This window comes from Ruminococcus sp. AF17-22AC, from assembly GCF_003460065.1.
Classification (GTDB): domain Bacteria; phylum Bacillota; class Clostridia; order Lachnospirales; family Lachnospiraceae; genus Blautia_A.
In genome coordinates this window covers 579,880-592,529 of record NZ_QRXT01000001.1, presented here as the reverse complement: position 1 = coordinate 592,529, position 12,650 = coordinate 579,880, and the positions used below count along the sequence as shown (strand labels likewise).

The 12,650-nt window shown below is 43.6% G+C and carries 14 protein-coding genes; 12 read left to right on the top strand and 2 right to left on the bottom strand.

Annotated elements, in window-relative coordinates; translation table 11 throughout:
• The first annotated feature begins 6 nt into the window (after positions 1 to 6).
• The 4 genes from ylqF (at position 7) to pgeF (ending at position 2,916) form a co-directional block, all read left to right on the top strand.
• Positions 7 to 861: a ribosome biogenesis GTPase YlqF gene (gene ylqF, locus DWW86_RS03000; protein ID WP_117942216.1), complete on the top strand. Its 855-nt coding sequence runs from the start codon at positions 7 to 9 to the stop codon at positions 859 to 861.
• A complete protein-coding gene (rnhB, locus tag DWW86_RS02995; protein WP_117942215.1) occupies positions 861 to 1,616 on the top strand; it encodes a ribonuclease HII in 756 nt (251 codons plus the stop codon). Before ylqF ends, rnhB begins: the two co-directional genes overlap by 1 nt.
• 68 nt (positions 1,617 to 1,684) lie before the next feature.
• Positions 1,685 to 2,044 (top strand): YraN family protein, encoded by a 360-nt coding sequence (locus tag DWW86_RS02990; protein ID WP_330392794.1) that lies wholly within the window; start codon positions 1,685 to 1,687, stop codon positions 2,042 to 2,044.
• Positions 2,045 to 2,064: 20 nt separating this feature from the next.
• Positions 2,065 to 2,916, top strand: a complete 852-nt coding sequence (pgeF, locus tag DWW86_RS02985; protein WP_072521046.1) for a peptidoglycan editing factor PgeF — start codon at positions 2,065 to 2,067, stop codon at positions 2,914 to 2,916.
• A gap of 75 nt (positions 2,917 to 2,991) precedes the next feature.
• On the opposite strand, the gene DWW86_RS02980 is transcribed toward pgeF, so the two are convergent.
• Complete coding sequence (locus DWW86_RS02980) at positions 2,992 to 4,164, bottom strand: ribose-phosphate pyrophosphokinase (RefSeq protein WP_072521047.1); 1,173 nt, start codon at positions 4,162 to 4,164, stop codon at positions 2,992 to 2,994.
• A 202-nt stretch (positions 4,165 to 4,366) separates the two neighbouring features.
• Between DWW86_RS02980 and DWW86_RS02975 the strand changes: the two genes are divergently transcribed.
• From DWW86_RS02975 to DWW86_RS02960, 4 genes are read left to right on the top strand one after another with little or no spacing between them, the layout of a single operon-like run.
• The gene (locus DWW86_RS02975; RefSeq protein ID WP_117942214.1) at positions 4,367 to 5,749 is read left to right on the top strand and encodes a DUF512 domain-containing protein; all 1,383 of its coding nucleotides are present in this window, start codon (positions 4,367 to 4,369) and stop codon (positions 5,747 to 5,749) included.
• Positions 5,712 to 7,037: a ribosome biogenesis GTPase Der gene (der, locus tag DWW86_RS02970; protein ID WP_072521049.1), complete on the top strand. Its 1,326-nt coding sequence runs from the start codon at positions 5,712 to 5,714 to the stop codon at positions 7,035 to 7,037. Before DWW86_RS02975 ends, der begins: the two co-directional genes overlap by 38 nt.
• A gap of 5 nt (positions 7,038 to 7,042) precedes the next feature.
• Entirely contained in the window at positions 7,043 to 7,699 is a 657-nt protein-coding gene (plsY, locus tag DWW86_RS02965) for a glycerol-3-phosphate 1-O-acyltransferase PlsY (RefSeq protein WP_117942213.1), read from the top strand.
• Positions 7,700 to 7,711: 12 nt separating this feature from the next.
• The gene (locus DWW86_RS02960; RefSeq protein WP_117942212.1) at positions 7,712 to 8,722 is read left to right on the top strand and encodes an NAD(P)H-dependent glycerol-3-phosphate dehydrogenase; all 1,011 of its coding nucleotides are present in this window, start codon (positions 7,712 to 7,714) and stop codon (positions 8,720 to 8,722) included.
• Positions 8,723 to 8,866: 144 nt separating this feature from the next.
• On the opposite strand, the gene DWW86_RS02955 is transcribed toward DWW86_RS02960, so the two are convergent.
• The gene (locus DWW86_RS02955; RefSeq protein WP_286187632.1) at positions 8,867 to 9,694 is read right to left on the bottom strand and encodes an aldo/keto reductase; all 828 of its coding nucleotides are present in this window, start codon (positions 9,692 to 9,694) and stop codon (positions 8,867 to 8,869) included.
• 353 nt (positions 9,695 to 10,047) lie between these two features.
• On the opposite strand from DWW86_RS02955, the gene DWW86_RS02950 reads away from it, so the two are divergent.
• The 4 genes from DWW86_RS02950 (at position 10,048) to DWW86_RS02935 (ending at position 12,587) form a co-directional block, all read left to right on the top strand.
• Positions 10,048 to 10,449 (top strand): DUF8180 domain-containing protein, encoded by a 402-nt coding sequence (locus tag DWW86_RS02950; RefSeq protein WP_117942211.1) that lies wholly within the window; start codon positions 10,048 to 10,050, stop codon positions 10,447 to 10,449.
• 105 nt (positions 10,450 to 10,554) lie between these two features.
• Complete coding sequence (locus tag DWW86_RS02945; protein ID WP_015542891.1) at positions 10,555 to 10,737, top strand: CooT family nickel-binding protein; 183 nt, start codon at positions 10,555 to 10,557, stop codon at positions 10,735 to 10,737.
• A gap of 71 nt (positions 10,738 to 10,808) precedes the next feature.
• On the top strand, positions 10,809 to 11,735 hold the full coding sequence (locus tag DWW86_RS02940; protein ID WP_072521053.1) for a methylenetetrahydrofolate reductase: 927 nt from the start codon (positions 10,809 to 10,811) through the stop codon (positions 11,733 to 11,735).
• A gap of 81 nt (positions 11,736 to 11,816) precedes the next feature.
• Entirely contained in the window at positions 11,817 to 12,587 is a 771-nt protein-coding gene (locus DWW86_RS02935) for an ATP-binding protein (RefSeq protein WP_072521054.1), read from the top strand.
• Positions 12,588 to 12,650 lie beyond the last annotated feature (63 nt).

The following is a 12,650-nucleotide window of genomic DNA, read 5'->3' as shown; positions in this document are numbered from 1 at the left end:
TAATATATGAACGTACAGTGGTATCCGGGTCATATGACCAAAGCAAAGAGACAGATGCAGGAAGACCTGAAGCTGATAGACCTGATTATAGAGCTGGTAGATGCCAGAGTGCCGCTTTCCAGCAGAAATCCGGACATTGATCAGCTCGGACAGAACAAATCACGTCTGATTCTTCTGAATAAGGCGGATCTTGCAGACGAGAGACAGAATGAGGCATGGAAAGAGTATTTTCAGAGTAAAGGTTTTCATGTAGTAAAAGTGGATTCCAGAAATGGAGCCGGCATGAAGACCATACAGAATGTGATTCAGGAAGCATGTAAAGAGAAAATCGAACGCGACCGCAGAAGAGGAATCAAAAATCGACCGATTCGTGCCATGGTTGCGGGAATCCCAAATGTGGGAAAATCTACTTTTATTAATACTTTTGCAGGTAAAGCCTGTGCAAAGACCGGCAACAGACCGGGTGTTACAAAGGGCAAACAGTGGATCCGTCTGAACAAAAATGTAGAACTTCTGGATACACCGGGAATTCTCTGGCCTAAATTTGAGGATCAGGAAGTTGGAATCCGTCTGGCATTTGTGGGTTCGATCAAAGATGATATTTTGAATATGGAAGAACTGGCATTAAAGCTCATCGACTATCTGAAAGAACGTTATACAGGTCTTCTTGAGAAACGCTATGGAATCTCCGAGGCAGGAAATGCCGTAGAAATCCTTGGTGGCATCGCGAAAGCACGCGGTTGCCTCAAAAAAGGGGAAGAACTGGATTATACAAAGGCATCCGGACTTCTGTTTGACGATTTCCGGGGAGGAAAAATTGGGCGCATCACTCTGGAGTGGGCAGAGCAGGAGAAAAACTGATGAAGAAGATCGGTGAAATAAAAGATGAATTTGCAGCGGCGGGAGAAGCCGACTGGCAGAGCATGTGTGATTGCTACCGTGAAGATCCCAGAAGTGGTGTACAGAAACTGATCTTGCAGTACGAAAAGAAAATAAAGGCACTGGAAGCAGAGAAACTCCGTATGGAACAGATGATGCAGTATGAGCGCAAATACGAACATCTGGGTTATCTCTGTGGAATAGATGAGGTCGGCAGAGGGCCGTTGGCCGGCCCGGTAGTAGCATGCGCAGTAATTCTTCCGGCGGATCATCAGATTCTGTACCTGAATGATTCAAAGAAGCTGACAGCACATAAAAGAGAAGAACTTTATGATGTGATTCTAAGTGAAGCAGTGGCGGTTGGCATCGGGATGGTCGGACCGGCGAAGATTGATGAGGTCAATATTTTGCAGGCAACCTATGAAGCCATGCGTCAGGCAATAAGCAAGCTGAAGGTTACTCCGCAGCTTCTGCTGAATGATGCGGTTACGATCCCGGAAGTGGAGATTCCGCAGGTACCGATCATAAAAGGTGATGCTAAAAGTGCTTCTATTGCAGCGGCAAGTATTGTGGCGAAGGTTACTCGAGACCGTCTGATGGTCGAATACGATAAAACACTGCCGGGATATGGTTTTGCATCCAATAAAGGCTATGGTTCGACGGAGCACATTGAAGCATTGAAGAAATTTGGACCGACACCAATTCATCGTGCAACATTTATTAAAAACTTTGTGTGACAGTAAAGCTGTGTTACAATAACATAAATTCAAGAATACGAAAGATACCGACATAAAAGCAGAAAAGAGTGTTTTGTATCAATAAAAGAAAAACAGGCAGTCGCTATGAAGATCAGGCGGCTGCCTTTCTGGAAAAACAGGGACTGTTGGTGATGGAGAAGAACTTTCGCTGCAAGAGCGGAGAAATCGATCTGATAGCCAGAGATGGGAAATATCTGGTGTTTGTTGAAGTAAAATACCGAAGTTCCGGCGGTAATGGGGTTGCGGCTGCTGCAGTAGACATACATAAACAGAAACGGATCAGTCGTGCAGCAAGTTTTTTCCTGATTCGTTATGGGTATCAGGAACCACCATGCAGATTTGATGTTGTTGCAATTGATGGACAACAGATTCAGTGGATAAGAAATGCATTTGATTATTGTAAGTGACAAAAGAGAGGAAAAATGGGATGGCGGAAATCAGATGGCATGAGGGAACTGCCTCACATATGCAGATAAAAGAAAACAAAGGTGTGACCTGGCTTACATATCCGGCATTTGAACAGTTTGCGGATATTGTGCATGGATTCAGCACAAGGCTGGGTGGAGTAAGTGAAGGGATTTATGCATCCATGAATCTCAGTTTTACAAGAGGAGATAAGGATGCCGCTGTTTATGAAAATTACAGAAGATTTGCGGCTGCACTTGGCTTTTCGGAAAGAGATATCGTGACTTCGGATCAGACACATACGGCGAATGTACGCATTATTACAGAAGAGGACCGCGGAAATGGGATTACGAAGCCCAGACCTTATACAGATGTAGATGGAATGATCACGAATGTACGAGGTCTGGTGCTGGCAACATTTTATGCGGATTGTGTGCCGCTGTATTTTGTTGATCCGGTGCATCATGCGATTGGCCTGTCTCATTCCGGATGGAGAGGGACTGTTGCAAAAATCGGTGCAGTTACGATTCGGAAAATGCAGGAAACATATGGCACAGATCCGGCTGATGTGTATGCGGCCATTGGACCGTCTATCTGCCAGGAGTGCTATGAGGTCAGTGAAGATGTGATACTGGAATTTCAGAAATCTTTTGCACCGGAACACTGGGAAAAACTTTTTTATAAGAAGGAAAACGGAAAATATCAGTTAAATCTCTGGGAAGCAAATAAGATTATTTTTACGGAAGCAGGAATCACGGAGAAGCACATCTCCATGCCTGGAATCTGCACCTGCTGCAATCCGGATTTCCTGTTTTCTCATCGTGCATCGCATGGTAAAAGAGGAAATCTTGGAGCATTTCTCGGATTAAAATAGAAGAAAAATACATGCCAGATATCTGGATGATACAGAAAAAATGGGAGCTCGCATAATGCAGGCTCCCATTAAAAATCAGCGATTATTTACTTTTTCCATAAGTTCCATGATCTTTTCGTTGCTGGAACGAACTTTTTCTACGGAAACATCATGATTGATGATATCTATAATACTTGCAAGATATTTGCTCATATTTGCTTCGATGTAGTAAGGCTTGGTCAGAAGCTCCGGCAAACGGTAGTTGAGGTTGGTAGTAATAACTTTGTCAATCCAGCCTTTTTCATAGTACTCATCAAATTTGTCGAGACCATCTGTAAACAGACCGTATGTGGTGCAGATGAATACACGCTTTGCGTGGCGCTCTTTGATCTGCTTTGCAACATCCAGCATACTTTCGCCGGAGGAAATCATATCATCGATGATGACAACATCTTTGCCTTCTACGGAATCACCAAGAAATTCGTGCGCAACGATTGGGTTCTTACCGTTTACAACGGTAGAGTAATCACGACGTTTGTAGAACATACCCATGTCTACGCCGAGGATGTTGGAGAAGTACACAGCTCTTGACATAGCACCTTCATCCGGGCTGATGATCATCAGATGATCGTTGTCCAGTTTGAAATCGTTGACTTCTTTTACCAGGGCTTTCAGGAACTGATAGGTTGGGAAAAAGTTATCAAAGCCGTCCAGAGGAATTGCATTCTGAACACGTGGGTCATGTGCATCAAAGGTGATAAAGTTGGATACGCCCATATCTCTTAATTCCTGAAGCATCAGTGCACAGTCAAGAGATTCTCTCTTGGTACGACGGTGCTGACGGCCTTCATAAAGGAATGGCATGATGACATTGATTCTGTGTGCTTTACCGGTAGCGGCGGAAATGATACGCTTCAGATCCTGATAGTGGTTATCCGGAGACATATGGTTCTCGTGGCCGCAGACTTTATAAGTAAGGCTGTAGTTTGTGATATCAACCATGATAAAAAGATCCGTACCACGAACAGATTCTTTGATGTATCCTTTACCTTCGCCTGTACCGAATCGGATAATCTCGGAATCAACCAGAAAAGAAGGCAGGCTGTAACCCTGCGGAATTGTACTTGGCTTTTTCTTTGCTGCAAGTTCTTTACGGAATTTTACAAGTTTCTTGTCAACCTCCTTCGCCAGATCCTGACATCCTTCAAGTGCTACGATACGAATCGGAGCGGTTGGAGTTGATTTTTCAAGTAACTCTATATTTGGCATAATATTCCTCCTAGGTGTAGTTTTCAAACTGAGTCCTAATACATTTATAACATTTGCCCTAAATCCAGTCAAGGAATTTATTGATTTTTACCTTTGAAATTGTTATAGTAGTATTATCTGGGGTAATATGTCCATTGGGATATTAAAATCAAATTCTCATATGACGCAGCTCAGATATGGTCATAAATCAGAAAGGAATTCTATGAAAAAAAAGAAACATGTGATTTCCAGCGTTCTTCCGGGCGGTATTGGTGAAGAACTGGAACTGGAACCGGGAGATGTTCTGGCGGAGATCAATCACCAGCCGGTGGAAGATGTGTTTGATTACCGTTATCTCCTGAATGATGAATATATAGAGCTTTTGATAGAGAAAGCAAATGGCGAGCTCTGGGAGCTCGAAGTTGAAAAGGATTACGACGAAGATCTTGGAATCGAATTTGAGAATGGTCTGATGGATGATTACCGTTCCTGCAGCAATCACTGTATGTTCTGCTTTATCGATCAGATGCCGCCGGGTATGAGAGAGACCCTGTATTTTAAAGATGATGATTCCAGGCTCTCTTTTCTGCAGGGAAACTATGTGACACTGACGAACATGAGTCAGAAAGATATAGACCGTGTGATCAAATACCATCTTTCACCGATCAATGTATCTTTTCAGGCGATGAACCCGAAGCTTCGGTGCAAAATGCTGCACAACCGTTTTGCAGGAGATGCATTAAAAAAAGTGGATCAGCTTTATGAGGCAGGGATCACAATGAATGGGCAGATTGTTCTCTGCAAAGGTGTCAATGATGGAGAAGAGCTGGAATACAGCTTGCAGGAAATGGCGAAATATGCACCGGTTCTTCAGAGTGTGTCCGTTGTTCCGGTCGGTCTTACGAAATTCCGTGACGGACTTTATCCGCTGGAGTCATTTACAAAAGAAGATGCAAAAGCAGTTCTGGAGCAGATACACCGCTGGCAGAAGATTATGTACGAAAAACATGGAATCCACTTTATCCATGCGTCAGATGAATGGTACATTCTTGCAGGGGAGAAACTTCCGGAAGAAGGACGCTATGATGGATATCTGCAGCTGGAAAACGGAGTTGGTATGCTCCGGCTTCTGGATACAGAAGTGCGCGAAGCCGTTGCCAATAGAGATGGCGATGACAGGTCATATCATGTTACCGTTGCGACAGGCAGACTAGCAGCACCCTATATAGAGAAATGCATGGAAACTATTCGAGGAAAATATCCGAAGATCACGTTTGAGGTGATCGCCATCAAGAATAATTTTTTTGGCGAAAAAATCACGGTGTCCGGACTTATTACCGGACAGGATCTGACAGAACAGCTTTCCGACAGAAAGCTTGGAGACAGACTTCTGATTCCGTGTAATATGCTGAGGAGTGGGGAAAATGTTTTTCTCGACGACATTACAGTAACTGAACTTTCCGAGAAACTTGGAAGAGAGATTATCGTTGTAGATCCGGCAGGGGCTGACCTTGTATCAGCAGTGCTGGATTCGACAGAAAATAAAAAACAGATAAGGAGACAAATGTATGAGCAAACCGGTAGTGGCAATAGTGGGCAGGCCTAATGTTGGTAAGTCTACGTTATTTAATGCGCTGGCAGGCGAAATGATATCAATTGTAAAAGATACACCGGGTGTTACCCGTGACAGAATTTATGCAGATGTGACATGGCTGGACAAGGCGTTTACACTGATTGATACAGGCGGTATCGAGCCTGACAGTGGAGATATTATTTTATCACAGATGAGAGAGCAGGCACAGATCGCCATCGACACAGCTGATGTAATTGTGTTTATTACAGATGTGCAGCAGGGACTTGTGGATTCTGATGCAAAAGTAGCAGATATGCTGCGCAGAAGCCAGAAACCAGTTGTTTTGGTCGTAAATAAAGTAGACAGTGTCCAGAAATACATGATGGATGTTTATGAGTTTTATAATCTGGGAATCGGTGAACCGATTGCAATTTCAGCAGCAAACCGTACCGGTATTGGTGATATGCTGGATGAAATTGTAAAGGAATTCCCGGAGGATGCGGATACAGATGAGGATGAGGATATTCCGAAGATCGCAGTTGTAGGAAAACCAAACGTAGGTAAGTCTTCCCTGATCAACAAGCTTCTTGGTGAAGACCGCGTGATTGTTTCGGATATTGCCGGAACAACCAGAGATGCAGTAGATGCAAAAGTTAAATGGAAAGACAGAGAATATATCTTTATTGATACAGCAGGCCTTCGGCGCAAAGGCAAAATCAAAGAAGAACTGGAACGTTACAGCGTGATCCGTACAGTTACGGCAGTGGAGCGTGCAGACGTGGTTGTTGTTGTGATTGATGCAACAGAAGGTGTGACCGAGCAGGATGCAAAGATCGCCGGTATTGCACATGAACGTGGCAAGGGCGTTGTGATCGCAGTTAATAAATGGGATGCAGTTGAAAAAGACGACAAGACCATTTACAAGCACACGAACCGTATCCGCGAAGTACTTGCATACATGCCATATGCAGAACTGGTATTTATCTCTGCAAAATCAGGTCAGCGTCTGCCGAGATTGTTTGAAACAATTGATGCAGTTATTGAGAACCAGACTTTACGTATTCAGACAGGTGTACTCAATGAGATTCTTTCCGAAGCAGTTGCGATGCAGCAGCCGCCGTCAGACAGAGGCAAACGCCTGAAGATCTTCTATATGACACAGGTGGGCGTAAAACCACCGACATTTGTTATTTTTGTAAATGACAAAGAACTGATGCATTTCTCTTACACCAGATATATCGAAAATAAAGTAAGAGATGCATTTGGCTTCAGGGGAACTTCCCTGAAATTTATTATCCGTGAACGCGGGGAAAAGAGCTGAGTAAAATGACAGAACGTTTGATTAGTATTCTGATTGGCTATGTGTTTGGGCTTTTCCAGACATCCTATATCATCGGAAAAATGCACAAAACCGATATTCGCGAGCATGGAAGCGGTAACGCAGGAACGACAAATGCCCTGCGTACTTTCGGAAAGAAAGCAGGGGCAATGACGTTGGTTGGCGACTGCCTGAAATGTGTGCTTGCAATTGTGGTGGTCAGACTGATTTTTGCAGACAGGACGGCAGAGATGATACCGCTGCTCTGCATTTATGCTGCTGCTGGATGTATTCTCGGACATAATTTCCCGATCACACTTGGATTCCGGGGAGGAAAGGGAATTGCAGCGTCTGTCGGATTCCTGATCGCATTTGACTGGAGATTGTTTGTGATTTGTGCAGTGGTGTTTTTAGTACTTTTCTTTACGACGCACTATGTTTCTTTATGCTCGCTGACATCCTATCTGGCAGCTCTGATTGCGATGATCGTATTTGGAGAAATCAGTGGATATGGTATGGACAGAATACATACGACGGAAATGTATCTCGTGATGGCAGCGCTTACTGTACTGGCATTCTGGCGTCACAGAGCAAATATTGTACGATTATCAAAAGGAACAGAAAGCAAGGTCTTTCTGAGTAAATCAAAAACAAAGAAAGGTTAAATGGTGGGGCAAATGGCAAAAGTAAATGTACTGGGAGCTGGAAGCTGGGGAACAGCCCTTTCACTGCTCCTGCACAAAAACGGACATCAGGTAAAACTCTGGTCAGCGCTTGAAAATGAAGTAAAGATGCTGAACGAAAAACGTGAACATGAATCAAAACTTCCGGGAGTTCATATTCCGGAAGAAGTTGAAATTACGACAGACCTCGAGGGATGCCTGAAAGATGTGGATGTAGCAGTTCTTGCTGTGCCGTCTCCTTTTACCAGAAGTACTGCAAAACAGATGGCTCCGTTTGTTAAAGATGGCCAGATCATTGTCAACGTGGCAAAAGGTGTTGAGGAACATACGCTGATGACTTTGAGTGATATTATCAGTGAAGAGATTCCGGCAGCGAATGTCTGTGTTCTTTCCGGTCCGAGCCATGCAGAAGAAGTGGGAAGAGGTCTTCCGACAACCTGTGTAGTCAGTGCTGAAAAGAGGGAAATAGCAGAGTACCTTCAGGGAATATTTATGAGTCCGGTCTTCCGTGTATACACAACTCCGGATATTCTTGGTGTGGAACTTGGCGGGGCACTGAAAAATGTCATCGCACTTGCAGCAGGTACCGCAGATGGTCTTGGATACGGAGATAATACAAAAGCAGCACTGATCACACGCGGAATCGCAGAAATTGCCCGTCTTGGTACAAAGATGGGGGCAAGTCAGGAGACTTTCTACGGACTTACCGGTATGGGAGACCTGATCGTAACCTGTGCGAGTGTACACAGCCGTAACCGTAAGGCCGGATACCTTATGGGTAAAGGTTACACCATGCAGCAGGCAATGGACGAAGTGAAGATGGTAGTAGAAGGTGTATATTCTGCAAAAGCGGCGAAGAGCCTTGCAGAAAAGTATGATGTAGACATGCCGATTATTATGGAAGTAAATAAGGTGCTGTTTGAGGACAAACCGGCTGCTGATGCGGTACGTGATCTGATGCTTCGCGATAAAAAAGTGGAAACACCAATGCTTCCGTGGCAATGAACATAAAGATAAAACAACCGATATGAAATACAAAAGATGATGCAAAAGAAATATACATAAAAGAAACCGGCTGATCGGTCTGATCAGTCGGTTTTACTTTGCCATATAAGTGCGTAAATGCAATTCTTGAGTCCAAGATAAAAATTAAAAAACAATATCCCTGAGATCCTCCGGAATAGAAGCACTGTGATAATTTTGATTCAGTGTATCGAGAAGCTCCATATCTTCCTGGTCAATTGTAAAATCAAAAATTCTGGCATTGGAAGCAATGCGTTCCGGGTGTGTGGACTTTGGTATTACGGAAATTCCCTTCTGGATTGCCCAGCGAAGTCCGACCTGCGCCGGTGTATGTGCGTATTTGGTGCCAAGAACACAAAGAATATCATTGTCAAGATAAGCACCTCGCGCCAGAGGGGCGTAGGCCTGTACCTGAATGCCGTTTGACTGACAGTATTCAATCAGTTCTTTAGGGTAGCAGAGAGGGTGGCATTCAATCTGGTTGACAACAGGTACGATGCCGGAAACTCTGCGAAGTTCTTCGAGATGGCGAATTTCAAAATTGCTGACACCGATAGAAAGTGCGCGTCCGGATTCAAGGATTTTTTCCATGTCTTTCCATGTGTTTAAGAAACAGCCCGGAACCGGCCAGTGAATCAGGTAGAGATCAATGTAATCCAGACCAAGACGGTCAAGACTTCGCTGTAGAGAACCCTCTACATCACCAAGCCGTTGCGCATTATTCCAGATCTTTGTGGTGATGAAAAGATCTTTGCGGGAAATGCCACATTTTGCAAGGGCATGTCCGACAAATTCTTCGTTTTTATAAGCAGATGCCGTATCAAACAGCCGATAACCGTTCTGGACAGCAGCAGTGATCGCTGTTTCTGCTTCGGCATTGTCAGTGATCTTATATAATCCCAGACCGAGTAATGGCATGGTACGGTCATTATTTAAAAATACGGAAGTGGTCAAAATGATTCCTCCTTGTTAGCAAAATCCACAATTTTTGTATATTATACCATAAAATTGTGAAAGAAGAACATCAAATATGTTAAAAAATTAATACAAGTGTTGTGGAATAATGTAAATGATCGGGTGTTATTAATTTAACGACCATGTTATTTGCATAACAAAAACATAAGCTGATGATTTATAAATATGTAAAAAAAAGTAAGAGAACGACAACTGCTTTTGTCTATTTTTTCTTATTATATTCTTGATAAACAGAAATAAAAGATGTATAATGGATTTAATTGATAAATTCTTGTCATAAGTGCGCCTGTTTACAGGCGTTCCGGAGGTAGAACCGGAGAAAGGAGAATAACATGCATCTTATTAAGGATGAGAACGGAAATCTCGTTCAGCACGGACATGAACATACACCGGAGCATTCTCATGCACATACTCATGCGGACGGTGTGACACATACACATTCACACACACATGGCGATGGGGAACACACACATTCTCATGGAGACTGTGGGAGTACAGATCACTGCGGATCCTGTGAGGGCGGTGATTGTAAGAAAGAAACGGTTGCGCTGCTGACATATATGCTTCAGCATAATGAACACCACGCAGCGGAACTCGACCAGATGGCCGACAACCTTGAGAAGATGGGTCTTGGCAATTCAGCTAAGACAATCAAAGAAGCAGTGGCTGATTTCCAGAAAGGCAATATGCGGCTGGGACTTGCGCTGACTTTAGTTAAAGAAGAAATGAAATAATATACCGGACTTCAAAGGTCAAAATGCCACTTATACTTGCAGGTAAAGGCGTTTGAACATGAAATCCGTGAATATAGACAATGACATAATATAGGAGGCAGAAATATGTGTCTTGCAACAGTATATAAAGAAAGTGATGATTCTGTAATCTTTAAAAATGTAGCCAGAATTGATGTAGACGGAAATAAACTTGTACTCAGAGATATCATGGGTGATGAAAGAGTTGTAGAAGGCCGTATCCTTATGGTAGATCTGGCAAACAGCATTGTAAAGCTGGCCTGTGAATAAATCTTAATCAGATCTTAAGGGTGGTAACGAAAACCCATTAGATAAAAAACATATATGTGGAGGTATGTAATATGGCAACAGTAAAATTAACAGAACTGATGAAAGAAAGACAGCTCCTCTCCTTTGAACTCTTCCCGCCGAAGACAGACAAGGGAATGGAAAATCTTCCGGGAACAATTGAACATCTCTGTGAGTTCAAACCGGAATACATTTCTGTTACATACGGAGCAGGCGGCGGAAACGTCGGCACCAACAGAGAAGTATGTCAGATGGTTAAGAAAGCCGGCGCTGTACCGGTAACTCATTTCACAGTTATCAAAAACACAAAAGAGGGAATCAAAGATCAGCTTGAAACTTATTTAAGCGAAGGCGTTGATCATATCCTTGCACTTCGTGGTGACTTCCCGCGTGGAGAGAATTCCACAGGCGGAGATTTCAACTATGCAACAGACCTTGTTAAATTTATCCGTAAAGAATTTGGCGACAAATTTGAAATCGCAGTAGCAGGTTCACCGGAAGGACATATTGCATGTCGCAGTCTGGATGCTGATATATCTGTCCTTAAAATGAAACAGGACAACGGCGCTGACTATATCATGACTCAGCTTTGCTGGGATATGGAACAGTTTGCACGCTGGCAGGACAAGATCCGCAAAGCCGGTGTTACAATGCCAATCGATGTAGGTATTATGCCAATCCTTGATCAGGCTGCTACAATCAACATGGCACTGTCCCGTAACGGCTGCGTAATGGATCGTGAACTTTCCAGACTGATTTCCAAATACTGGATTTTCCCGAACCCATTCGACAAAGCTCCATTCGACGATGCTCTTGAGCAGAAGAAAGAAGATTTCAAGAAAGCCGGCATCGAATATACGATCAAACAGATTGATAAATATCGCGCTCTCGGCGTAGAAGGTATCCATCTGTATGCACTGAACAAGTGGAAAGACGTAAGCGAGATCATCAAAGAATCCGGTATGCGTACACTTGTATAACTCGAAGTAAGACTAGAAAGACTAAATTACGGATTTATAATTTCATAAATGCGGAATTAGAGCAGGAGGCACTCTATTATTATGGCACACGTGATTGCTGTCGCCGGAAAAGGCGGCGTTGGTAAAACTACTTTATGCGGAATGCTGATTCAGTATCTTTGCGAACAGGGCAAAGGACCAATCCTTGCAGTAGATGCAGATGCAAACTCCAATCTGAATGAAGTCCTCGGAGTGGAAGTTGAGACAACTCTCGGCGATGTCAGAGAAGAAATTGCACAGGCAGAACTGGTTAAAGAAAGTCCGATTCCGAAAGGAATGTCCAAAGCAGATTACGCAGAGATGCGTTTTGAGGATGCGTTAACTGAAGAAGATGACTTTGACCTTCTCGTTATGGGAAGAACACAGGGAAAAGGCTGTTACTGTTATGTAAATGGCCTGCTTCAGGCGCAGCTTGCAAAATATCAGAACCACTATCCTTATATCGTTGTGGATAACGAGGCAGGTATGGAACATATCAGCCGAGGTGTCCTTCCGTCCATGCAGACGGCAATCCTTGTCAGTGACTGCTCCAGAAGAGGAGTTCAGGCGGTTGGCAGAATTGCAAAACTGATCGATGAATGCAATATGCATCCGGAATCAGTGGGGCTTATTGTGAACCGTGCACCGAAAGGTGAACTGAATGATGGAATCAAAGAAGAAATAGAGAAACAGGGTCTGCACCTTCTCGGTGTAGTTCCACAGGATGACACAGTCTATGAATATGACTGCGAAGGCCGTCCGACAGCGTCTCTTCCGGAAGATAATCCGGTGAAAGTCGCACTGAAAGAAATTATCAAAAACTTAAATCTGTAAAAAAGACCCTTGCTGTCAAAACTGGCAGCAAGGGCATTTGTGCTGGAAAAAGCACTTTTTATT

Excerpts from the sequence above, each read along its gene's own strand:
- ylqF (WP_117942216.1), top strand. The coding sequence starts at position 7 with ATGAACGTACAGTGGTATCCGGGTCATATGACCAAAGCAAAGAGACAG.
- rnhB (WP_117942215.1), top strand. The coding sequence starts at position 861 with ATGAAGAAGATCGGTGAAATAAAAGATGAATTTGCAGCGGCGGGAGAA.
- pgeF (WP_072521046.1), top strand. The coding sequence starts at position 2,065 with ATGGCGGAAATCAGATGGCATGAGGGAACTGCCTCACATATGCAGATA.
- DWW86_RS02980 (WP_072521047.1), bottom strand. The coding sequence starts at position 4,164 with ATGCCAAATATAGAGTTACTTGAAAAATCAACTCCAACCGCTCCGATT.
- DWW86_RS02975 (WP_117942214.1), top strand. The coding sequence starts at position 4,367 with ATGAAAAAAAAGAAACATGTGATTTCCAGCGTTCTTCCGGGCGGTATT.
- der (WP_072521049.1), top strand. The coding sequence starts at position 5,712 with ATGAGCAAACCGGTAGTGGCAATAGTGGGCAGGCCTAATGTTGGTAAG.
- plsY (WP_117942213.1), top strand. The coding sequence starts at position 7,043 with ATGACAGAACGTTTGATTAGTATTCTGATTGGCTATGTGTTTGGGCTT.
- DWW86_RS02960 (WP_117942212.1), top strand. The coding sequence starts at position 7,712 with ATGGCAAAAGTAAATGTACTGGGAGCTGGAAGCTGGGGAACAGCCCTT.
- DWW86_RS02950 (WP_117942211.1), top strand. The coding sequence starts at position 10,048 with ATGCATCTTATTAAGGATGAGAACGGAAATCTCGTTCAGCACGGACAT.
- DWW86_RS02945 (WP_015542891.1), top strand. The coding sequence starts at position 10,555 with ATGTGTCTTGCAACAGTATATAAAGAAAGTGATGATTCTGTAATCTTT.
- DWW86_RS02940 (WP_072521053.1), top strand. The coding sequence starts at position 10,809 with ATGGCAACAGTAAAATTAACAGAACTGATGAAAGAAAGACAGCTCCTC.
- DWW86_RS02935 (WP_072521054.1), top strand. The coding sequence starts at position 11,817 with ATGGCACACGTGATTGCTGTCGCCGGAAAAGGCGGCGTTGGTAAAACT.